Genomic DNA, 22,203 nt, shown 5'->3' with positions numbered 1-22,203 from the left:
GGCGACACTAAGGTCGCCTTTTTCAAAGTCTGCTCAAAACAGCCTTCGCTAATGCTTATCTAAAGCGATTTCTAAAAAGAAATTACTTAGAGATGTGAGCGATTAGGTCTAGAACTTTGTTTGAGTAACCGATTTCGTTGTCGTACCAAGATACAACTTTAACGAATTTGTCAGTTAGAGCAACACCAGCTTTAGCATCGAATACTGAAGTTTGAACTTCACCGATGAAATCTTGTGATACTACTTGGTCTTCAGTGTAACCAAGAACGCCAGCCATTTCGCCTTCAGAAGCTTCTTTCATTGCAGCACAAATTTCTTCGTAAGATGCAGCTTCTTTTAGGTTAACTGTTAGGTCAACTACAGATACGTTAGCAGTTGGTACACGGAAAGCCATACCAGTTAGAAGGCCGTTTAGTTCTGGAAGAACAACGCCTACAGCTTTAGCAGCACCAGTTGAAGATGGGATGATGTTTTGAGAAGCACCACGGCCACCGCGCCAGTCTTTAGCAGAAGGGCCATCTACAGTTTTTTGAGTTGCTGTAGTAGCGTGAACTGTAGTCATAAGACCAGACTCAATGCCCCACTTATCGTTAAGTACTTTAGCGATAGGTGCAAGACAGTTAGTAGTACAAGAAGCGTTAGAAACGATGTCTTGACCAGCGTAAGATGCTTGGTTAACGCCCATTACGAACATTGGAGTTGCATCTTTAGAAGGACCAGTAAGAACTACTTTCTTAGCGCCAGCAGTGATGTGCTTACGTGCAGTCTCGTCAGTTAGGAAAAGACCAGTTGCTTCAGCAACTACGTCTACGTCGATAGCATCCCACTTAAGGTCTTCTGGGTTACGCTCAGCTGTAACACGTACAGTTTTACCGTTAACGATTAGGTTACCGCCTTCAACTTCAACAGTACCGTTGAAACGGCCGTGAGTTGAGTCGTACTTAAGCATGTATGCCATGTACTCTACGTCGATTAGATCGTTAATACCTACTACTTCGATGTCTGCACGCTCTTGAGCTGCGCGGAATACGAAACGGCCGATACGGCCAAAACCGTTAATACCTACTTTGATAGTCATTGTAGTTGCTCCACAACTTAATTTCTGATTAAAGATAACTGGTAGTAAAATTACAGAATCCAGTATACATCTGCAATAGATAATCCGACTTAACTTGTTTAATGTCAAAAAAAAGCGACGCTTTTCTTAACAATTGGGTGTAAGTGATTGAAAATTGACCATTGCAAGTGGCTCTGTACCCTTCCAGTTGGGTAAAATACCCCTAAATGATGATTCACTTATGAGTGTATATGTACAATGTTTCCTGGTGAGAAAGTATGTGCTACAAAACGACTCATATGCAAGCCTTTATAGAAAAAAGTAAATATAATAACTGAGAATGTGGAGAGATATTAACGTGATTCAAAAGGGAGGAAATATGATAAAGCCTGATGAATACTGGCGTGAGCGCCTAACGGACGACGAATTTTCAGTGTGTCGTGAGCGTGGTACTGAAGCCCCATATAGCGGCAAGTTACTGCACAACCATAAGACTGGCGTCTATAGCTGCACATGCTGTGAAAGCCCTTTGTTTCTGTCGGATAACAAATATGACTCTGGGTGTGGTTGGCCAAGCTTTGATGCCCCAGTGAATGATGAAGCAGTACGCTATATAGAAGATCTAAGTCACGGAATGAAGCGTGTAGAGATCCGTTGTACCGCCTGTGATAGCCATTTAGGTCACGTTTTTCCAGATGGCCCGAAGACCACAGGTGAACGGTTCTGTGTTAATTCAGTGTCGTTAATTTTCAACAAAAATGACGAAAGTACGAAATAACTTGTAACTATTGTCTAATCCTTACAGGTCGCATTTGTCGATTTAGGAATGCTGAAACGCCCAAGATTTCAGATTTAACTCTAGTACAAATAAAAACAGCTACCAAAAAGGTAGCTGTTTTTATTTGAAAGCAGGTGAATAAGAAGCTTAAGTAAGAACACTATAAATGAAGCGATCAGTAACTCGGGACGATTGAAGGGCTGTAAATTCCATCCTCAATCGCTTCGACGATGTTATCTGCGTCTTTATTTAGCTGCTTATAGGTTGCCTTGTCGAAATGGTACAACACCGTGAGCTCGGCTTCAGAAGCAATCGGCACGTCAAAGTCTTTGGCAACCATTGCCCAAACGTACGCTTTTTCCATATGTCCCAGGCTGTGGTTGATACTGGCCATCGACTTGAAGATTTCAGTGTTGGCTACCGAGCCATTAGAAAGCGTTAGCGCATTATTGAGTAGCTTAAGTGTCTTTATATGATTGCGGGTGGTATAGAAGGTTGCCAAGGCATATTGCATCTCAGCTGTGTTTAACGCTTCAGAGCCTTCTAGTTGTAGGAAACTGCGTCTGGCATTGGTGTCCCCAGTTTGCGACCACAAGAAGTAAAGCGTTTCCGGTGTATCAGATTTCGATAGCTCATCAACAATGCGCTCAGACTCTTCGATACTGTGCATTAAAGAGGTAAAGCGACGCTCTTGCAGCTTAGATTGATCGATCGTTTCGATCTGTGCCGCGAGCTCTAGGCACTTTTTGTAGGCAGTGACTAATTCGAATTCTTTAATTTTGTTGATTTCGGTGGGTTGCTTCTGAACTTCAAATCGATGCCAGATGAGGTCGGTACGTGCGACACGACATTGCCCATCGTTCATGTTCAATTGTTCACACTGAAGACCCGGATTGCTTTGGCACAGTTGATCGGTATTTTTGTTCCCTTCAAGACACCCAACCAGAGTGAAAGGCAATAGGCTAATCGCCAACCATTTCATAATTTTCATATTCCTTCACTTGTGATCAGATGCACTTATTATTGGTCAGGTTCTTGACTCAATTCTGTTACGGGTTATTTTCTGGTGAAAATTGTTAAAACTAAGGCTTTACCATGGATGCAGAACAACTTCTTAGCGCAATGACACCCGAGGTCTACGAACGTTTAACCTACGCAGTTGAAACGGGTAAATGGCCAGAAGGTACGGCGCTCTCAAAAGAACAGCGCGACTCGTGTATGCAAGCGGTTATGTTATACCAATCTAAACATAACTCTGAAGCTCAACATATGACAATTGCAGCTGGTGGTGAGATTAGCTTTAAATCTAAGTCTGAACTAAAGAAACAGTTTAAGTCAGATCAAGAAGACATTGTGAGAGTTAACCCGAATCATTAAGCTTAAATTACAACAAAGGGGTGGCAATGTGCCACCCCTTTTAGTTTAACTCGTTTATTTATAAGCAATAAAACGATTTAGTTCACGTTAAGCCGCCGTTACTTTCATAGAATAACTGGCTTTAACGTGAATCCTTGAACAGGTTATAAGCTCATCTCACCGCGCAATACTTGTTGCATCTGAGCCTTCACTTCTTCGTAGCCTAGGTTTTGGCTTAATAGATAATGCAACTTCGCCAGTGCCGCTTCTGGTGTCATATCGTAACCACTCACCACGCCCGCTTCTGCTAGTGCACAACCTGTCGCGTAACCACCCATGTTGACTTTACCAGCCAAACATTGAGTTAGGTTCACCACAATAACACCGCGCTCTGAGGCATCTTTCAGGTGCTGAAGCAGTTCTGGGTTTTGTGGTGCGTTACCCACACCGAAAGTAAGCAGAATCATCGCGTTAACAGGTTGTAATAGCGTGTTACGGATAACTTCGTGTGAGATGCCTGGGTACATTGTGATTACGCCGATAGGTTGCGGAGTAATGTTATGAACCTTGAAAGCACCTTTAGGTTGTTCGTTTACCTTTACGTTATTGCTAAGTTGGATATTGATACCCGCTTCTAGCAATGGATTCAGGTTTGGAGACGTAAACGCATTGAAGCCATCTGCGTGTGATTTTGTGCTGCGGTTACCACGCATCAACTTGTTGTTGAAGAACAGTGTCACTTCGTTGATAGGGTAGTTTGCGGCAATGTGTAGCGCATTCAGCAGGTTTGCTTGTCCGTCTGAACGAAGCTCTGCTAGTGGGATCTGAGAGCCCGTAACAATCACAGGTTTGCCGAGGTTTTCAAGCATGAAAGACAGTGCAGAGGCAGTGTAAGCCATAGTGTCTGTGCCATGCAGGATAACGAAACCATCGTACTTATCGTAGTTCGCGCGAATGTCATCAGCGATAGTCTGCCAATCAAGTGGCGTCATATCTGAAGAGTCCATTAATGGAGAGTATTCGTGAATGGTGTACTTAGGCATCTCTGGGCGATGGAATTCAGGCATGCCAGCTAGCTGCTTATCCATGAAACCTGCGACTGGAACATAGCCGTGGTCAATAGACTTCTGCATGCCAATTGTGCCGCCGGTGTACGCGATATAGATGTGTTTTCTTTCCATGGCGATTAATACTTAGTGTGATGTAGGGAACAGGGGGGCGATTATAGCGAATTATCATGCAATAAAAAGAGGCACCTCACACAGAGGCACCCCTTAGCTATTGAGTTATTGGCTCAACTTATTGAACTTGGCAATTTAAGCAGAAAGCGTATCGGCCTTGTGGGTCGTTAAAGTTGCCTAACAGCTGGCTATCTTGAGCTAACTGTTGAGTAACAGGCTGTAAACTGCTTGGTATCATCGATTGAATATCTAGGCCTATCGACATCTGAACTTGGTTCATAAATTCTTGAATAAATTGTTCAGTGGCCGAAAGTGGCTCTTCTACCCAGTAGATGTTGTAGCTTTCAAGCTCTGCAAGTGAAGCCGCAGCTGCAACCGCATCATCGAAATCACCAATCTCATCGACTAAGCCTTTCTGAATCGCATCTTGACCTGTCCAAACTCGACCTTGAGCAATCTTGTCGACAGCATCGACTTCCAGACCGCGATTTTCTCCAACTAGGCTGATGAATCGGCGGTATCCGTTTTCAATGCCCATTTGGAACGCGTCTTTCGCGCCATCGCTAAGTCCAGTTGTAATACCAAGACCTGAGAAAGGTGAGGTGCCAACGCCATCAGTGTAAACACCAATATCGTTCAACCCTTTTTCGAAGGTGGTGATAACACTGAAGATACCAATTGAACCCGTTAGTGTGGTTGGCTGAGCTAGGATCTTATCCGCACCCATCGAGATCCAGTAACCACCCGAAGCAGCAAGGCTCGACATCGACACAACAACCGGTTTACCCGCTTGCTTGATCGCTTCTATTTCATTACGGATAACTTCAGAAGCAAAGGCACTGCCACCTGGGCTATCGACACGAAGTACAACCGCTTTCACTTTATCGTCGTTACGTGCTTGGCGCAGTAGGGCTGCTGTGGTATCGCCGCCAACGGTGCCACGTGGTTGCTTGCCATCCATAATTGCGCCGCTCGCTACAATCACGGCAACGTCGTGTGATTCACTAGTCATGTTTGGAAGCATGGTTGTACGGTATTCGTAGTAACCAAACGCGTTGTAGCTGTCTTGGCCGTCACTGCCGAAAACATCGGCAAGCTCTAGTCGAACTTGCTGGCGTGTCGCTAGCTCATCCACTAAGCCAAGTTTCTCGGCCAGTTTTGCAATGTCACCGTCCACAGACTCAAGTTCTTTCAAGAAGGTGTCCATGCTTGGGTTCAGTGTCTTAGCGTCTATTTGACGGTTGTTGCTGACATCATCAACGTACGCACCCCATAGTTGGCTTAACCAACGAGAAGCGGACTCTTTCGCTGCGTCTGACATGTCATCACGAATGAAAGGTTCGATAGCTGACTTATAAGTGCCTACACGGAACACGTGCGTGTTGACGTCTAGTTTCTCTAACAACGTTTTGTAGTAAAGCGAGTAAGCGCTATAGCCTTTAAGAAGAACCCCACCATCTGGTGATAGGAATACCTTAGTTGCGTAGCTGGCTAGGTAGTATTGGCTTTGGTTGTAAAAGTCACCCACCGCATAAATCGGTTTGCCTGATGCTTTGAACTCATTCAATGCTTTAGCAATGTAGCGCAGCTTGGTCAGGTTGGTTTCTGGCAGCTCTTTGAGTGCTAAAACGATACCAGTAACCTTGTCATCGTCTTTTGCGTAGCGAATCGTTTCAACGATATCAAACAGGATGTTCTCTTTTGGAAGGTCTTTGCCAAGCAGTGAACCTGTGACCGAATCCATCGGATTGATATAGCGGCTTTGTTCCACAATAGGGCCAGACAGGTTAAGCACTAAAGCCGAATCCTGTGGAACCGTCGGTTGAGCCGTATCTGAGTGGAAGTACACAAAGTAGATGATGGCGATACTGAGTAAAAAGACTAGGTTAACCAGCGCAAGACGTACAAACGTAATGAGCTTCCAAATCCCTTTAAAGATCATGCCTATAAATTTGAATATTTTTTTCATTCTGTCTCCGCAGTGAGATCACGTCGCTTTAACAAGCCGTAGTACCATTAATCTCAATAATATTAACTGCTTAGTATCCTACGATAATTCCCAAGCTCAAACTACACCAAGAATTGTTAATCGATATATATTCTCATTAAGTGTAGTCAAATTAAGGGCTTCTGAACGATTAATACGTGCAGCATTATGATCGGTGTTACAAAAATGTAAACGGTTGTTTGAACTTTTGGTAATTGAACTATACTGTGGTCAGACCACAAGGATAAAATAATAGAAGTGATGTCTGCCATGTACCCACATTTACTTGAACCACTCGATCTTGGATTTACCCAGTTACGTAACCGTGTATTGATGGGATCAATGCATACAGGTTTAGAAGAAAATAAAGAAGGTCTCCACAAACTCGCCGCGTTTTATGAAGAGCGAGCAAAAGGAGGCGTTGGCCTTATTGTTACCGGTGGTTTCTCTCCTAATTTACGTGGCAGATTAACCCCATTTAGTGCTGAATTCAGTAAAGTGAAGCATGCAAAAGCTCACCAAGTTGTTACCGAGGCCGTCCACAAGCATGGCGGTAAGATTGCCCTTCAGTTGCTGCATGCTGGCCGCTATGCCATGCACCCATTCGCGCAAAGTGCTTCGGGTATTAAAGCGCCAATCGCTAAGTTCGCACCGAGTGAGATGAGCCCTCGTCAGATTAAAAAGACCATTGGTGCCTTTGCCAACAGTGCCGAACTCGCCCAAGTCGCGGGTTACGACGGCATTGAGATTATGGGATCTGAAGGTTACTTGATTAACCAATTCATCTGTAAACGTACCAATATGCGTTACGACGAATGGGGCGGTTCTTATGAGAAGCGCATGCGTTTCCCGCTGGAGATTGTTAAATCGATTCGCGAAGCAGTGGGTGACGACTTCATTATTATTTTCCGACTGTCGATGCTGGATTTGGTTGAGCAAGGCAGCACCTTTGAAGATGTTGTTCTATTGGCTCAAAAGCTGGAAGAAGCAGGCGTGACTATTATCAATACCGGCATCGGTTGGCATGAAGCGCGTGTTCCGACTATCGCGACACAAGTACCACGTGGTGCATTCTCTTGGGTGACGGAAAAAGTGAAACCATACGTGTCGATCCCAGTGGTGACATGTAACCGAATTAATACGCCAGAAGAGGCCGAACGTATTCTTAGCTCTGGGCAGGCTGATATGGTGTCTATGGCGCGTCCATTCTTGGCAGACCCGGATTTTGTTAATAAAGCAGCTCAAGACCAAGCTCAGTTCATCAATACCTGTATCGGTTGTAACCAAGCTTGCCTTGATAACGTGTTTAAAGGTAAACGTGCGAGCTGTTTGGTGAACCCACGCGCTTGTTACGAGACTGAAATTGTTGTTCAGCCAGCGCAAGCGACTAAGACCATTGCGGTTGTTGGCGCAGGCCCAGCCGGTTTAGCTTGTGCGACGACACTAGCCCAGCGTGGACACAAGGTTGACTTGATTGAGAAAAATGACCGTATCGGCGGCCAGTTTAGATTAGCAATGCAGATACCGGGCAAAGAAGAGTTCAGAGAAACGATTCGTTATTTTGCTAACCAAATCGATGCATCCGGCGTGAATCTGAAACTGGATACGGAAGCAACGTTTGAGATGTTGTTGAAGTACGATGAAGTGGTGATGGCTGCTGGCGTAGAGCCAAGAAAGCTCGATATTGAGGGCATTGACCAAGAAAACGTGGTCGATTACCAAACCTTGATTCGCGAAAAGACACCAGTAGGCGAAAAGGTCGCGATTGTTGGTGCTGGTGGTATCGGTGTCGATGTGGCAACCATGCTCACCGAGCCGGCGTCACACAGCCTAGATGATTGGCTGCATGAGTGGGGCATCGATAAGAACATGGAACACCCAGGTGGTTTGTATCCTTACCCGGATTCATTCAGCGACAAAACGGTTTGGGTGATGCAGCGTAAAGCGGGGCGCGTTGGTAAAGGTCCGGGCAAAACAACGGGCTGGATTCACAAACGCACGCTAGAGAAACGAGGTGTGAATCTACTGGGCGGTGTAAGCTACAACAAGATTGATGACCAAGGTCTGCATATCAGTATTGGCAAGAAAGAACAGGTCCTCGATGCCGATTCCGTTATCGTGTGTGCAGGTCAGGTGTCAGTTCGTCCATTTGAAGATATGTGGCAAGAGTTTGGTGGCAAACTGCACGTGATAGGCGGTGCTGATTATGCCGGTGAGCTGGATGCAGTACGTGCTATCCGTCAAGGTGTTGAGTTAGCTATTAAGTTATAGAATCATCTATCAAACTGTAATCTTATCGGTAGATATTGTTACTTAATTTGCTGAGCTAGATTTTGAACAAGGCTCCTAAGTCATAGATTTAGGAGCCTTTATTGTTTCTAATCTAGCCCAAATTGACAGCCGTTGAGATTTATTATCGTTTGTATTCTGTGCTAAAGTTCAAGTATACAAATAATAAAGAAATAGTAAGGACTTCAAATGGATGCTTTGGATCTATTGCTCAACAGACGCTCAATCGCAAAACTCTCTGATCCGGCACCTGAAGGTGTGGCGTTAGAAAACATCATCAAAGCAGGGCTGCGTGCTCCAGACCACGGTGCACTAACACCATGGCGCTTTGTTATCGCGCAAGGTTCAGGCCTACAAAAGCTTTCAGACATCTTGGTGCGCGCCGCTGAAGCGGATGACAGCGAAGAAGCGGTTATCGAGAAAGTAAAAAAAGCGCCGTTCCGAGCTCCAATGGTGATCACCGTGATTGCAAAAGTCACCGAGCACGAGAAAGTGCCTGCTATCGAACAACATCTGTCTGCGGGTTGTGCTGCACAGGCGATGCAAATGGCCGCAGTCGCACAAGGTTTCCAAGGCTTTTGGCGCTCAGGTAAATGGATGTTCCACCCAGAAGTACACCAAGCATTTGGCCTAGAAGGCGACGATGAAATTGTTGGCTTCCTATACCTAGGCACTCCAGGCTGTACACCAATGAAAGTGCCAGAGCGCGACTTCTCTAAGTTCGTTGAGTTTTTATAAAGAAAGCTGAAGCTTGAATAGTGGAATGCTAACTGTATAAACAACCAGTTTTTCTTGATTTATTAGAGCCACATTAGATAATGTGGCTCTAATTGTTTGTAGCATCTGGAAAAACATGTCTCGCCTTATTATTGCTGAAAAACCAAGCCTCGGCCGCGCGATCGCCGCTGCACTACCTAATCCACAGAAGAAAGACCAAGGGTTTATCAAATGTGGTAACGGGGATGTGGTGACTTGGTGTATTGGACACTTATTGGAGCAGGTTGAGCCGGATGCTTATGATGACCGTTATAAGAAGTGGAACTTAGCCGATCTTCCTATTGTGCCAGAGCAATGGCAGCTAAGACCGCGTAAGACGTCAAGCAAACAGCTCACGGTGATCCGAAAGCTATTGAAGGACGCAACCCAAATTGTCCATGCGGGAGACCCAGATAGAGAAGGGCAGCTGCTGGTGGATGAAGTGATCGATTACTGCAAAGTCTCTAAGGCTAAGAAAGAGTCGATGGACAGGCTACTGATCAGCGACTTGAACTTACCTGCCGTAAAACGTGCACTTTCTCAAATGCGCAGCAACCGTGACTTTATTCCGCTTTCTATTTCCGCATTAGCGCGCTCTAGAGCCGATTGGCTGTATGGCATGAACATGACTCGTGCTTATACCTTACTCGGTCAAAAGGCTGGCTACCAAGGTGTGTTGTCGGTCGGGCGAGTACAAACGCCTGTACTTGGTTTGGTGGTAAGGCGCGATGAAGAGATCGAAAACTTTATTCCGAAAGATTACTTCACTTTGCACGCTTTGATCCCTTATCAAAATCACGGCCAGAGCTTTGATATTCGTGCGCGTTGGAAGCCAAGCGAAGCATGTAAACCATGGCAAGATGAAGAAGGGCGCGTGCTCAATCGAAAGCTGGTTGAGAATGTGGCTAACCGAATTGCGAATCAACCCGCGACGGTGACGGAATCAGAGCAAAAGCAAAGTAAACAAGCTGCGCCACTGCCTTACTCGCTGTCAGCCTTGCAGATTGATGCGTCTAAGCGTTTTGGTATGAGTGCTCAACAGGTGTTAGATACGTGTCAGTCATTGTACGAGAAACACAAACTCATCACTTACCCACGTTCTGATAGCCGCTATCTACCTAAAGAGCACTACTCGCAGCGAGAATCGATCGTTGATGCTATCGCTAACAATGCGAAAGAGCTGCAAAGTGGCGCTCAAGGTGCGGACCTTTCTCTTAAATCAAAAGCATGGAACGACAGTAAGGTCGATGCTCACCACGCGATTATTCCTACTCCGAAGAAGTCATCGGTGAACGGCCTGTCTGCCAACGAGATGAAAATCTATCAGCAAATCGCTCGTCAGTATCTAATGCAGTTTTACTCACCTGCGGTTTTTGCTGATGCTAAGCTGGTCTTTGATATCGCTGGTGGCGTGTTCATCGCAAAAGGGCGTCAGCTTATCAACCCGGGTTGGAAGGTGTTGATGGGTAAAACGGATACCGAAGAAAAAGGGGATGGCACGGATACGATTCCTCCATTGGATAAAGGTACGGTGTTGACGTGCCGTGAAGGCGTGATTGGTGATAAGAAAACTGAGCCACCAAAACACTTCACGGAAGCGACATTGCTTCAAGCGATGACAGGTATCGCGCGTTTTGTTGCGAACAAAGATCTCAAAGCCATTTTGAAAGAAACCGATGGCCTTGGCACAGAAGCAACCCGTGCGGGTATTCTAGATACTCTATTCAAAAGGCAGCTGCTAACGCGCCAAGGTAAGAGTATTCACAGTAGCCCTGCGGGCAGAGGCTTGATTCATGCCTTACCTGAGGATTCTACCTTCCCAGACATGACGGCACATTGGGAGCACCAGCTGCAAGGCATGGCAGAACGAAATCAAGCGTATCAGCCTTTCATGCAAGCGTTAGAAAGCAAGATTGATGGTTTAATGGGTAAAGTAAAAACGGGAGAAGTTCCTGAATCACTCCGCCACCTTCCTAAAGTCGAGAGACCTGCCTTCAAACGCCGTAAAGGCGGTGGGGCGAAGAAGTCTTACGCCAAGACAGGTACGTATGCTAAGAAAGGTACTTCCGCTAAAAAGAGCACTAAAAGCTAAGACTTATTGAGGTTAGGATTAGCGACCGACTTTACGGCCACAACGTTTAAACAGTTGCTGCCAATAGTCAACATGGCGACGAGTGGATGATCGAAAGGCTTGATGTGCATCTTGGATGGGAAAGTAATAACTGTGCAGTTCAGGTTGCGCGTCAAACATTCCTAGTTGCGGGGCTATGTGCTGATAGTAGCCATCCAGTTGCGCCATGTAAGGCTGAACCTTACCTATGTATTGTTGCTCGAACACATTGTTGAGATAGCGGAACTTAGTGGTGTCTCGTTGTTTACCACAGATGATCTTGTCATCAAAAGTTGTCAGCTGTTTGGTGATGGTATCAAGCTCAACTGACGCCCGAGCGAGCGAGTAGTATAAATCCCCAAGGGTCGAACTCTTCTCTAATACTTCTTGAACCTCAGTGGTTTTGCCGGAAACGAGCGATGTGTTTAACGCTTGATTGATGTGTTCTAACGCATCACTGGTTTGTCGTACCTGATCGCCTATATCAGCGCGTAACCACTGACTACCCCGCATTTGTGACTGCATAGCATCGCTGGCATAGATGAGATTCCATTGATGCAGTGGAAACTGTGCGAGTTTCTGTTGCTCAATTTCTCTTAGTAATTCTACGATCTCTGGGTCTAATTCATTACTGGATAAACATTTGCCCACGCCTTCAAGTAGCGCGACTTGATAATCGTAATTACGAAACTCATCCGCGACCTTGCCCAGAACCGAATTTCTTTCTGCAATCAGATTGAACAATCCACACTGACGAAGCTGGTAGCTGTCGATGAGACCGATAGAGAGTGAGGGCACGTCAAGCAGCAGTTCTCGTTTTCTCGGTAGGCTTTCAAATTCCCATTCCTCTATTATCTCGTCAGCATCTTGTACTCTGGCTATCTTTGTTTGATAGTCGTCGAACAAGTCGCCGGGGCCATCACTGAAACAGCCAGCTAGCATCACTGTTAGACAAAACAGCGTTGAGTGCTTAACTAGGTTTGAGAGATGCCCTGCATTCATCTGTGGATTACCAGTCAATTTCGCTGCCATCGAAATTGAAGAAGTGACCACTCACTTCGGTATTCGCTGACTCGATGACTTCAATCAGGCCGGAAGCTGAAGTGTCGGTGTCGATCAGAGCATTAGGGCCACCCATTTCAGTCTGCACCCAACCTGGATGCAGTGCTAACACCGTAAAGCCATCATCGGTTAAGTCGTTGCTTAGGCTCTTCACCACGGAGTTTAGAGCGGCTTTAGAGGAGCGATAGATGTAACCGCCGCCTGAGGTGTTCTCTGACATACTGCCGACTCTAGAGGATAAACAAGCGACCTTTTTGATATCGCTGTCTTTGAGTAAAGGCAATAGCGTTTCGACAAGCTTTAGTGGAGCGATGGTGTTGACTTCGAATACACGACGCCACTCTTCAACATCGGTATTACCCAGCCCGTAGCCTTTAGGGCCATAGTAGCCAGCGTTGTTGATCAAGATATCAATCGACTCTATTTGCGAAGGGAGTTGGCTTACTGCTTGGTAATCGGTTATCTCTAATTGAATACAGGTAAGGTTGGTGTTGTGGTCTGCGAGTGAGAGCAGTTCTTTTGCTGAATTGTCATCACGATAAGTCGCGTACACCTTGTGATTACTTTCCAAGTATTGTCGAGTCAGGCTTAAGCCAATGCCGCGGTTCGCTCCAGTAATAAAAATAACGCTCATGGTGATTCCTTTTCAGTTCAATTAGTTAAGTTTGATGGCTTAACACGAGAAAATCAACGCTCCACCAACTGGCCATTAGCATTCCTACAAAAATCATTACTGCTGCCGCTGAGCCGCAGATCACCCCAAAGATGAGTATTAGGTTTTTCATTGCTGTCTCTTTTTTAAAGCCAAGATAATGATAACTATTATCATCAATTAAGGTTGTCGCCTAGGCTGAGACTGTTATGATTTTGAGAAAGATACGCAATTAACCTGATTATGATTCCTTTAATTTACCACCCAATCTATTCGCAGTTACCTTTACCAGAAGGTCACCGTTACCCGATTAACAAATATCAGTTGTTACACAGTGCCGTTGAAGCATTAATGGATAGAGATCCTCTATGGAAGAGTCAGTTTGAAATGTTCCAACCAACGCCAGTTTCGGTTGAACAGGTAAAACAGGTTCACGATAGTGAGTATGTGGATTTGCTTGTTTCTGGTAATTTGCCCGCAGCAAAGATGAGACGTATCGGTTTCCCCTGGAGTGAACAACTTATCGAAAGAACACTCTACTCAAGTGGTGGAACCTGCTTGGCCGCTGAAATGGCAATAGAGACTGGTTTAGCGATTCATTTGAGTGGTGGTTATCATCATGCGCATCATGATTTTGGCAGTGGCTTTTGTTTGTTGAACGATTTGGTTTTAGCGGCAAAACACGCGCTGACCTTTGAACATATCGATAAAGTGCTGATCGTTGATAGCGACGTTCATCATGGTGATGGCACAGCAACTCTTTGCCAAGACAACGACGACATCATTACTCTGTCGTTCCACTGCGATAAAAACTTCCCTGCACGAAAGCCGCTATCCGATTTAGATGTGCCATTAAGTCGTGAAACAGAAGATGAAGAGTTCCTACGTTGTTTTGAACAAGTCACTAAGTTAGCGATTGCTCACCATCAACCTGATCTGATTATTTATGATGCGGGGATAGATATTCATCAAGACGATGAACTGGGTTATTTGAATGTCTCGACACAAGGGATATTTGAGCGCGACTGTTTCATGATTGAATTAGCGAAATCAGAGTCTATTCCGATGGCTTGCGTAGTCGGTGGCGGGTACCGCACTAAACACCAAGATCTGGTGCCGATTCACATGCAGCTGTTAAAAGCGGCCTATCATGTTCACGGTTAACCTCTCAAATTAGCGGCTGATAGTTCATTGAAATGATGGTGTGAAATAAGCGCCTTTTGCACCATAAAAGACACGCTTGCACCATTGTGACTCATATAAAGTGCTTTTTTATTAATTAGTTACGTATTTGTGTGGTTAATTGTGGTCTGTAAATTGCTTGACCCATGTGTCTATAAAAACACAAGGGATAAAAATGAACCTGACGGACAAGGAACGTAGTTGGCTTAATTGGTTTGGCGCAACAGGAAAACTGGCTATGCGCAGAGCTTGTTTCCTCAATCGAAGTAGGACGGAGGAGCTTGAACAAGCTTTTGAAAGTATTGCTCACACGCGAGTTCAACTTCTGCATAACTGGGTCAAGAATCAATGGGACTTTTTAGAAGACTCTGCTGTTTATTTGGCAAGTCGAACGGAAGAGCAAGCACAGGGGACGTTATCTAGCCTTCTTAAACGCAGTACGGATTTTTCTGAGTTGGCGATCGTCGATGCTAAGGGGATAGCACAAGCATCGAGTTATCATGAGCATGTAGGGGTTAACCTTGGAGACAAGAAGGCTTTAGTTGAAGGGGCTTCAAAGCGTTATCTGCATGGGCCGTATATGGATCAGCGCACGTTGAACGTAGGGGCTTCGAGTTCATCGTTTCATGACCAAGTAACGCTGATGTTTTATGTCCCCTTTTCTCGGGATGAAGGGGCGCCGCAATTCCTATGTGGTCGTGTTCCAAATGATGTTATTGGTGACATTATTCAAAGAGAAGCGGGGCATATTTATAGCGAGTCGGGTGATAACTATATCTTTATGGTCGACTCCATTCATGATCCTCATACTCAGCCGGGTGTTGCGCTCTCTCGTTCTCGCTTTGAAGATAATACCTTTTCACACGGCGAGAACTTAAAGCAAGGGATTCATACTGATTGGGGAACGGTTAAGATCCAGCACCACACCGAATTTGAGATTCGCTTTACGGACCCAGCCACCAACCAGCTTCACCCAGGCGTAAGAGAAACCATTAAAAATGGCAATAACTTGTTTATTGGTTATCCGGGGTATTCTGACTATCGCCACATACCCGTTATTGGCAAAGGTATCACTTTTCAATTGGATGGTTCACCAGATACCTTTGGCATGATGTGTGAGTCCGATTTAGAAGAGGTCTACAGAGACCGAAGTCTAAGTTATACCTTATCTAAGCACTTTATCAGCTGCATGCTACTGCCTCTATTTGTTCCATTACTGTTTGCCAACCTTTATACACTCACACCTTTTATGCAGAGTGGCATTATGTTCGCTTGCGCGTTGCTTTCATTGGGCTTATTCCGTTTAGTTAGCGCCAAACCACTAGCGAAGAAGATTCATGAAATGACCGGGGTAATGCAGACCTTAGCTGAAGGTGATGGCAACTTAAGTCGGAGACTTGATCCCACCACATTCAGTCATAATGAACTTGGCAACTTAGGGCGCTGGACTAACAGTTTTATCGACAATTTAGATAACACGGTGAGTGAGTTGATCCATGCGAGTCACGAAGTTAGAGAGGTTTCGGAATCGATGTTTCGTCGCAGTGTCGTGATGAAGCAAACCAGTGATGATGCATCACAAGCGTTAAGCAATATGCTTCAGTTGAGTCAGTATCAACAGAGCGAAATTACTCATGCGAGTGTCTCAGCAACGCAAATGGACACGGTGATGAAACAAGCCGTCCTGAGCGCAGAGAAGGAGTACAATCAGTCCGTCGAAGGCATGGAGATTGTTCGCAATATCGTAGAAAGCTCGGCGCATAGCGTGAATGAGGTGAATAATGAAATGACTAAGGTGTCTGACATTATAGATATCATTACTGACATTACCGCGCAGACTAACCTTTTGGCCTTGAATGCGGCCATTGAGTCGGCAAGAGCAGGTGAACACGGGAGAGGGTTCTCTGTCGTCGCTTCTGAAGTAAGAACTCTGGCTGACCGAACTTCACAAGCTGCTAACCATATTAGTGACCTAATGAAAGAGCTGCATAGTAAGTCTCGCAGTGCTGTTGAGTCCATGGAGCGAGGTGTCGAGAATGTGAGTAAAGGAAACTTAACAGTCGACTCAAATGCTCGCAGTGAGCAAATTCAATCAGCGGTGAGTGACCTCTTTACCACGATGTCTAACTTAGATGAAAACAGTCAGAAAAATGGACAAACGGCAGATAAAGCCCAACGTTCAATATCTGACTTACAACTGTCTACTAAGCAACTCGCACGTCGAGTGTCCTTGATGGGCAATGCATTGAGCCGTTTAGACCAATTGATTGGGCGTTTTGAAGTGAGCCGAAAGGTGGCGTAGTGGAAAATACGTAAGTTCTTTACGCAAACGCCAGATACAAAAAAGCCGCTGATTTCTCAGCGGCTTTCTTTAATGTGGTGGAGGGATAGGGATTTGAACCCTAGAACCGCTATTAACGGTTGCCGGTTTTCAAGACCGGTGCTTTCGACCACTCAGCCATCCCTCCAATGGCGCATATAATATAAGGGTGGCTTTCGCTTGTAAATACCCTTATTAACTGACTGCTTTTTTTATGAACGCTTTTTGGTGTTTTTGTTCTGAATGATTATTTATTGTTCGGTTTATTAAGAAGCCGACAAAATCTAATATTCAATAAGCCAAGTATTCCCAACTTTTGTTATACGTGAAGTGTTTCTGTGCTATTAAAAAAGAAAGTATCTAATTGGCTTGCAGGTAAAGTTATGAGGGGAGTGGCTTAGGCGCATGAACTTTTAGTTTAGAACGGTGAGATCGGAATTTAAAACTAGGTATAAAGTGAATGGGTTTGAAACTGGGACTGTAGAGAGTTTTGTTAGATGAGCTTTATATTTTAAAAAGCTTCAGATGCAAAAAAGCCGCTGATTTCTCAGCGGCTTTCTTTAAAGTGGTGGAGGGATAGGGATTTGAACCCTAGAACCGCTATTAACGGTTGCCGGTTTTCAAGACCGGTGCTTTCGACCACTCAGCCATCCCTCCAGTGGCGTGAATAATATAAGGGGTGGAGGATCTTGTAAACCCTTAATTTTCATAATTTTGTTTTGTTGCTTGTTTTCTAATCATTCACGGCAATAAAAAAGGGAAGCCATTGGCTTCCCTTTGCTGTTTGCTGATTATTTAGTCATTTTTTGTGTAGAAACGCTGTAGCTCTGTCAGGCCTTGCATCAACACAGGTAAGCGAGGGCTTACGTTTTTCAGGCGCTTGTAATTTTGGTCGTACAATTTGTAGTTACCAAATTTATCCAACACCGTTGTTTGCTGGTCAGTAACAAGAGCAAGTTCACGAGAGTCGCCCGCGAGAATCCACTTTCTGTTACGTTCATTAAACAGGCTGCGACCACTACTGAAATCTGTTGGGTTCGAAGATACACCCAATAGCTCTTGCATCAGTGTTACTGACACGTCTAGATGACTAGAACGGTGGGTGTATTCAGAAGCAGACTTGCCAGGCCAGCTGATAAACAGTGGTACTTGTAACTGATAACGACTGTAGTTGGAGTTTGCACCCCAGCTGTTGGTTTTGGTTTCGTTAAACTCAGTACCGTGGTTAGAGGTAATGATAACCACCGTGTTATCGGCAAGCTCTAAGCGTTCCAGTTCAGCGTAGATAGTTGCTAGCTGAGCATCGGCCGCTGTCGCCGACTTTTGATAGTCTGCTGCAAAACGCTCTGCTGTCGTTAGCGTAGAGTCCGACTCTGAACTTGAATCGTAGCTGGCGAAGTTATCCAGTGTGGTTAATTCAATAAAGTTAAACCAAGGGCGTTTAGCTTGCGGTGATTGAATCCAGTTAGACCAAGCTTTTATGGCACTCTGGTCATCATAAGTTGCTTGCTCTGGCATCACATCACGGCCTCGGAAGATAATATCCGAGTAAAGTGCATCGCTAAAGTTGTCGCCACTGAAAGCAGCGAACTTGTAATCGTGATTCTCTAAAACATCGAGCAATACTGCGCTTGACCCCTGAGCTTCAATGCTGCTTGCGTAGCTGCTCGGTAGGCCGTAGAACAAGCCAAAAATACCGAACATATCGTTACTTGAACTGTAGTGGTTGGTGAAGTTGATCGACTGTTGCGCGTAGGCATAGCTGTTTGGCATCGCCGTCGCATTAAGTGCGTCAGAGCGAAGGTTGTTCACACTCACCATCAGGATATTAAGATCATCACTGCGGCGGTTGTATTGAATTTTTTCTAGCGGGTAGCTAACTAGGTTTACGTTCTCTTTGTTCGCTTCTAAACGCTCAAGGTACTCTTCACGGTCTAATAGGCCATGTTTTTCCATAAAGCTTTTCGCTGTCATTGGGTAAGACAGTGGGAAGTTCGCTTTCTGGCTAGTAATTGGGTTATAGAAGTACGCATCAGCCCACATGTAGGTCAAGTGGCTGCTGATGAAACACAAGAAGAAGACGGCAGTAATCGGACGGCCAATGTGTTTATGAGACAGTTTACGCTGCTTACGCCAAACCCACTCAGATAGACCGAGTTGCAGCAAGAAGATAAGCGGCATAACAATGAAGAGGTGCTGCAAATCAGACGTGAATGCAGATTCCTCTCCACTGAATAAAACCTCCCACACGACAGGCGTCAGGTGGAGGTTTATATTTTGATACGTTTGGGTATCAATCAGTAGGACAGTTAAACCTATGGTCGCGAAGATAACGGCAACCAAACGTAATAACTTCCTCGACGGAAGAATAAAAGTGAGCGGGAACAGCACTAATAGATAGAGCGCGAACACTAAAAAGCCAAAATGACCAACCCACGATGCAGCCAAATAGAATTGGCCTAGCAAGGTTTCTGGCCAAGCAGATTGAGTAATATAACGAGTACCAATCAACATCGCAGCAATGATGTTGAAAAATGCAAACCAGTGACCCCAACCAACCAGTCGAGATACACGATCGCTATATGAGTTTGCGCTGTCTACCATTTATAATTCTTTTATCCGTCAATCAAATTTAGTGAGACTTTTTATCTTCAAGAGAAGAAATTAAAGCCTCGGCAAATTTTTCAGCAATTCCTTTGCGTTGTGAAGCAGCAACATTCTGATTTAAGACATTGGTTGCGATATTTCCAGCGATCATCAGTGAAAGTTCTGGCGAAGCTTTGTGCTTAGTTAGTACAGCACCTACTTCAGCTAGGATTTTTTCAACTTGATCATCTGTGTATTTAGATATAATCGGCATAAGGACTCTAATAATGATAGTAAAAGCGGCTTATGATAACCTACTATGCACGACAACTGAAACCTGAACGGTAATATTTTCACTATGAGCCTTCACCTTTCCAACGTAATTTTACACCAGCTGAGCAAGAACGATCAGGATGAGCTGATTGTTAACTATCGTGCTGAATCTCTAGAAAACGATGCTTCATCTGAAAGCCTAGTTGCTGAACTTCACCGTGTTTTTAATTCAAAAGCAGGCAAAGGGTTTGGTTCTTTCAAATCTGACAGCGAATTCCAGCAGTGGTTGCATCAACTTCGTGCTGGTGAGACAAACTTTTACGATTTTTCTCAAAAGAGTGCGCAACGTCTAAAAGACGAACTATCAAAGTACCCATTCGCTGACGAAGGTATCTTGGTAATGGCTGAATATCAGTCACTTGCAACAGATTACCTTTTCATTGGTTTATTGCCTTCAAACCAAAGCCTAAAGGTAACTGAAGGGCTTGATATTAGTGCGACTGACTACCTTGATATCTCAAAAATGGATATCGCGGCTCGCCTAGACCTTTCTACTTATGAGACTGATAAAGAGTCAAACCGTTACTTAACTTATATTAAAGGACGTGTTGGCCGTAAAGTCGCGGATTTCTTCTTAGATTTCTTACAAGCTGAAGTCGGTTTGGATGCGAAACAGCAGAACCAAGTACTGATGCAAGCGGTAGAAGACTTCGTTTCTGACTCTAAATTAGAGAAAGAAGAAGCGATCAGCTACAAAAAGCAGGTTGCGGATTACTGTAACGAGCAGCTTAAAGCGGGCGATGAAGTACAAGTTCGTGAACTTTCTGGTGAGTTGCCAGCAAGCACAGGTGGCACAAGCTTCTTTGACTATACTAGTGAGCAAGGCTACGAGTTAGAAGACAGCTTCCCAGCCGATCGCGCAACTATGCGTAAACTAACAAAATTTGTTGGTGCTGGTGGCGGTTTGAATGTTAGTTTTGATAGTCTGCTTCTAGGCGAACGTATCTTTTACGATCCGGAGACAGACACGCTAACGATTAAAGGCACTCCACCGAACTTACGTGACCAACTGACTCGCAATAAGTCATAGTCCGAAGTTAACGGATAAAAGCGGCAGCAGGACGTTGTCGCTTATTTTGTGCTTAATCTTTTAGCTACGGTCATGGCTTCAAGTTAACACGCACAAGGAATATAGATGGAACAATCAGTAGCAAAGCCCAAACGCTTTAAAAAACCAGCCACCTTTTTGGTTGTGCTCTTGGCTCTGTGGTTACTTCCTTCATTGGCTCTTCTTAATCTAAGCCGTTCCTACACCAATTCTCTAGCTCAAATCGAAGAGCTCGGTATTCGAGTCAACGAATTGAGGCAATCGCTTTATTTCTCAGAACCGCTTCGAGTCTCTCGTATCAATGATCTCGCACTCGATGCTCAGTTGGTTTATTCGATCCGACTGCAGATTGAATCTGATTTCCAACACGCCTTGTTTCGTCCTGATGTCAACCAACTGTTGTACGTAGCTGATCAGTTCCTAGAAAAGTTCGATGAGTTCATTCCAATAGAAAGCCAAGTTCAAGACATCGTTGATAACATTAAGATCTTGCGTGCTGATAAAGAGCTTTCCCCTCAGCTAAAACCGCTCCTCAACGAATTCGGTGTTGTGGTATTTGAAGCAATGTACTCTGAAAATCAAAGTTCGTCAGCGACTTATCGCGCCTTTGATTCCATTCTAGAAAAATCTTATTCCTTAGAAAACGAAGAACAAGATGCACTCCAACAACTACTGGCTGATGCGTCAGCATTGTTGAGTGATTACGCTCAGCTTAACTATTTGGTTGATAAGATTAAGAAAAACTCAGTAAATGAACAGATCATAAAACTCGAAGCTGAGTTCCATGATCGTCAATTCAACCTATTGTTGGTGATGCTAGGCTTAAGCTTGGTGGCGATGAGCGGGATAGTGTTTTGGGGCGTTAGGTCCACAAAAACGATGAAAGAAGCAGACCAAGAACTCAGCTCTGAACTAGAAATTAATTCAAGTAAGGAAGACGCTTCTTATAGCGATGTTGTTTCCTCAGCAGTGAAACAAGCAGATAGTGACGCTTATGTATCCGAGAACAGGCCAACGCGCCAGTCTTCCGACTCTCAACCTCCGCAGAGCATTAATGTTACAAGCCAACCCGTTGTACCGCAATACTCTATTCAGCAAGTCCCTGAACAGGCGCCAGTAGTAGAGAAACACGTTGCCAGTGTCACAGATTCAAAGCCTGCGATTGATATCGAAGACATGTTAGAAACGCTCGATGGTGATGCTGAGTCTGTTGAACTCTTGCTTGGTGTGTTTGTACAAGACCACGCAGGTGACTACGAGAAGTTTAAGTCTTTGTTGACCAAAGATGAAACCTCCGCGGCTCGCATTGTACATAGCTTAAAAGGCGTGGCTGGCAGTATTAAAGCGTCTCGGTTAGCCATCATTGCCGCAACCATTGAAATGACAATGAAGCAGTCCAGAGCGATCAGTGAACATGATTTAGCTGAACTAGAGCAGGCTATAAAAGCCTCTGTGGATTCTGCTCATGAATATTTAGACAGTCAGCGTTAACTTTTACAGGATTTT

17 protein-coding genes and 2 tRNA genes are annotated in these 22,203 nt (G+C 44.8%); 9 read left to right on the top strand and 10 right to left on the bottom strand.

Annotated elements, in window-relative coordinates; all coding sequences use genetic code 11:
* Nucleotides 1-82: 82 nt before the first annotated feature.
* Nucleotides 83-1,078 carry a type I glyceraldehyde-3-phosphate dehydrogenase gene (gap, locus tag AB4154_RS08295; protein ID WP_017059382.1) on the bottom strand — a complete coding sequence of 332 codons (996 nt, stop codon included), beginning with the start codon at nt 1,076-1,078 and terminating at the stop codon, nt 83-85.
* Nucleotides 1,079-1,397: 319 nt separating this feature from the next.
* Here gap and msrB point away from each other — a divergent pair, with 319 nt between their 5' ends.
* Nucleotides 1,398-1,835: a peptide-methionine (R)-S-oxide reductase MsrB gene (gene msrB / locus AB4154_RS08290; RefSeq protein WP_080582205.1), complete on the top strand. Its 438-nt coding sequence runs from the start codon at nt 1,398-1,400 to the stop codon at nt 1,833-1,835.
* A 175-nt stretch (nt 1,836-2,010) separates the two neighbouring features.
* Here msrB and AB4154_RS08285 read toward each other — a convergent pair whose 3' ends face one another.
* A complete protein-coding gene (locus tag AB4154_RS08285; RefSeq protein ID WP_372122722.1) occupies nt 2,011-2,817 on the bottom strand; it encodes a DUF2989 domain-containing protein in 807 nt (268 codons plus the stop codon).
* A gap of 113 nt (nt 2,818-2,930) precedes the next feature.
* On the opposite strand from AB4154_RS08285, the gene AB4154_RS08280 reads away from it, so the two are divergent.
* Complete coding sequence (locus AB4154_RS08280) at nt 2,931-3,212, top strand: YeaC family protein (RefSeq protein WP_010437067.1); 282 nt, start codon at nt 2,931-2,933, stop codon at nt 3,210-3,212.
* A 143-nt stretch (nt 3,213-3,355) separates the two neighbouring features.
* Here AB4154_RS08280 and ansA read toward each other — a convergent pair whose 3' ends face one another.
* The gene (gene ansA, locus AB4154_RS08275; protein ID WP_017063439.1) at nt 3,356-4,372 is read right to left on the bottom strand and encodes an asparaginase; all 1,017 of its coding nucleotides are present in this window, start codon (nt 4,370-4,372) and stop codon (nt 3,356-3,358) included.
* A gap of 118 nt (nt 4,373-4,490) precedes the next feature.
* Nucleotides 4,491-6,341: a signal peptide peptidase SppA gene (gene sppA / locus AB4154_RS08270; RefSeq protein WP_372122685.1), complete on the bottom strand. Its 1,851-nt coding sequence runs from the start codon at nt 6,339-6,341 to the stop codon at nt 4,491-4,493.
* 279 nt (nt 6,342-6,620) lie between these two features.
* On the opposite strand from sppA, the gene AB4154_RS08265 reads away from it, so the two are divergent.
* From AB4154_RS08265 to AB4154_RS08255, 3 genes are all read left to right on the top strand, one after another.
* Entirely contained in the window at nt 6,621-8,630 is a 2,010-nt protein-coding gene (locus AB4154_RS08265; protein WP_065584856.1) for an NADPH-dependent 2,4-dienoyl-CoA reductase, read from the top strand.
* Between the two features lie 207 nt (nt 8,631-8,837).
* Entirely contained in the window at nt 8,838-9,386 is a 549-nt protein-coding gene (locus AB4154_RS08260; RefSeq protein ID WP_017059376.1) for an NAD(P)H nitroreductase, read from the top strand.
* A gap of 115 nt (nt 9,387-9,501) precedes the next feature.
* A complete protein-coding gene (locus AB4154_RS08255) occupies nt 9,502-11,496 on the top strand; it encodes a DNA topoisomerase III (protein ID WP_372122683.1) in 1,995 nt (664 codons plus the stop codon).
* An 18-nt stretch (nt 11,497-11,514) separates the two neighbouring features.
* On the opposite strand, the gene AB4154_RS08250 is transcribed toward AB4154_RS08255, so the two are convergent.
* Nucleotides 11,515-12,546 (bottom strand): DUF3080 domain-containing protein, encoded by a 1,032-nt coding sequence (locus AB4154_RS08250; RefSeq protein WP_017063445.1) that lies wholly within the window; start codon nt 12,544-12,546, stop codon nt 11,515-11,517.
* Nucleotides 12,524-13,210: an SDR family oxidoreductase gene (locus tag AB4154_RS08245; RefSeq protein WP_017059372.1), complete on the bottom strand. Its 687-nt coding sequence runs from the start codon at nt 13,208-13,210 to the stop codon at nt 12,524-12,526. Before AB4154_RS08245 ends, AB4154_RS08250 begins: the two co-directional genes overlap by 23 nt.
* 261 nt (nt 13,211-13,471) lie before the next feature.
* Between AB4154_RS08245 and AB4154_RS08240 the strand changes: the two genes are divergently transcribed.
* Nucleotides 13,472-14,392, top strand: a complete 921-nt coding sequence (locus AB4154_RS08240) for a histone deacetylase (protein WP_372122681.1) — start codon at nt 13,472-13,474, stop codon at nt 14,390-14,392.
* A 193-nt stretch (nt 14,393-14,585) separates the two neighbouring features.
* The gene (locus AB4154_RS08235) at nt 14,586-16,712 is read left to right on the top strand and encodes a methyl-accepting chemotaxis protein (RefSeq protein ID WP_108111419.1); all 2,127 of its coding nucleotides are present in this window, start codon (nt 14,586-14,588) and stop codon (nt 16,710-16,712) included.
* A 75-nt stretch (nt 16,713-16,787) separates the two neighbouring features.
* Here the strand turns inward: AB4154_RS08235 and AB4154_RS08230 are convergent.
* The 4 genes from AB4154_RS08230 to AB4154_RS08215 form a co-directional block, all read right to left on the bottom strand.
* Nucleotides 16,788-16,878, bottom strand: a tRNA-Ser gene (locus tag AB4154_RS08230).
* 418 nt (nt 16,879-17,296) lie between these two features.
* Nucleotides 17,297-17,387: transfer RNA gene (locus tag AB4154_RS08225), tRNA-Ser, on the bottom strand.
* A gap of 138 nt (nt 17,388-17,525) precedes the next feature.
* On the bottom strand, nt 17,526-19,334 hold the full coding sequence (locus AB4154_RS08220; RefSeq protein WP_017065981.1) for a DUF3413 domain-containing protein: 1,809 nt from the start codon (nt 19,332-19,334) through the stop codon (nt 17,526-17,528).
* Nucleotides 19,335-19,362: 28 nt separating this feature from the next.
* Nucleotides 19,363-19,590: a YejL family protein gene (locus AB4154_RS08215; RefSeq protein WP_004734063.1), complete on the bottom strand. Its 228-nt coding sequence runs from the start codon at nt 19,588-19,590 to the stop codon at nt 19,363-19,365.
* Nucleotides 19,591-19,674: 84 nt separating this feature from the next.
* On the opposite strand from AB4154_RS08215, the gene yejK reads away from it, so the two are divergent.
* Together yejK and AB4154_RS08205 are read left to right on the top strand one after the other, a co-directional pair.
* Nucleotides 19,675-20,679 (top strand): nucleoid-associated protein YejK, encoded by a 1,005-nt coding sequence (yejK, locus tag AB4154_RS08210; protein ID WP_372122679.1) that lies wholly within the window; start codon nt 19,675-19,677, stop codon nt 20,677-20,679.
* A gap of 105 nt (nt 20,680-20,784) precedes the next feature.
* A complete protein-coding gene (locus AB4154_RS08205) occupies nt 20,785-22,188 on the top strand; it encodes an Hpt domain-containing protein (protein ID WP_372122677.1) in 1,404 nt (467 codons plus the stop codon).
* Nucleotides 22,189-22,203 lie beyond the last annotated feature (15 nt).

Origin of the sequence: Vibrio sp. 10N.286.51.B11 (assembly GCF_041469245.1) — a bacterium.
GTDB lineage: Bacteria > Pseudomonadota > Gammaproteobacteria > Enterobacterales > Vibrionaceae > Vibrio > Vibrio crassostreae_C.
This window is presented reverse-complemented; position numbering and strand designations above follow the sequence as displayed.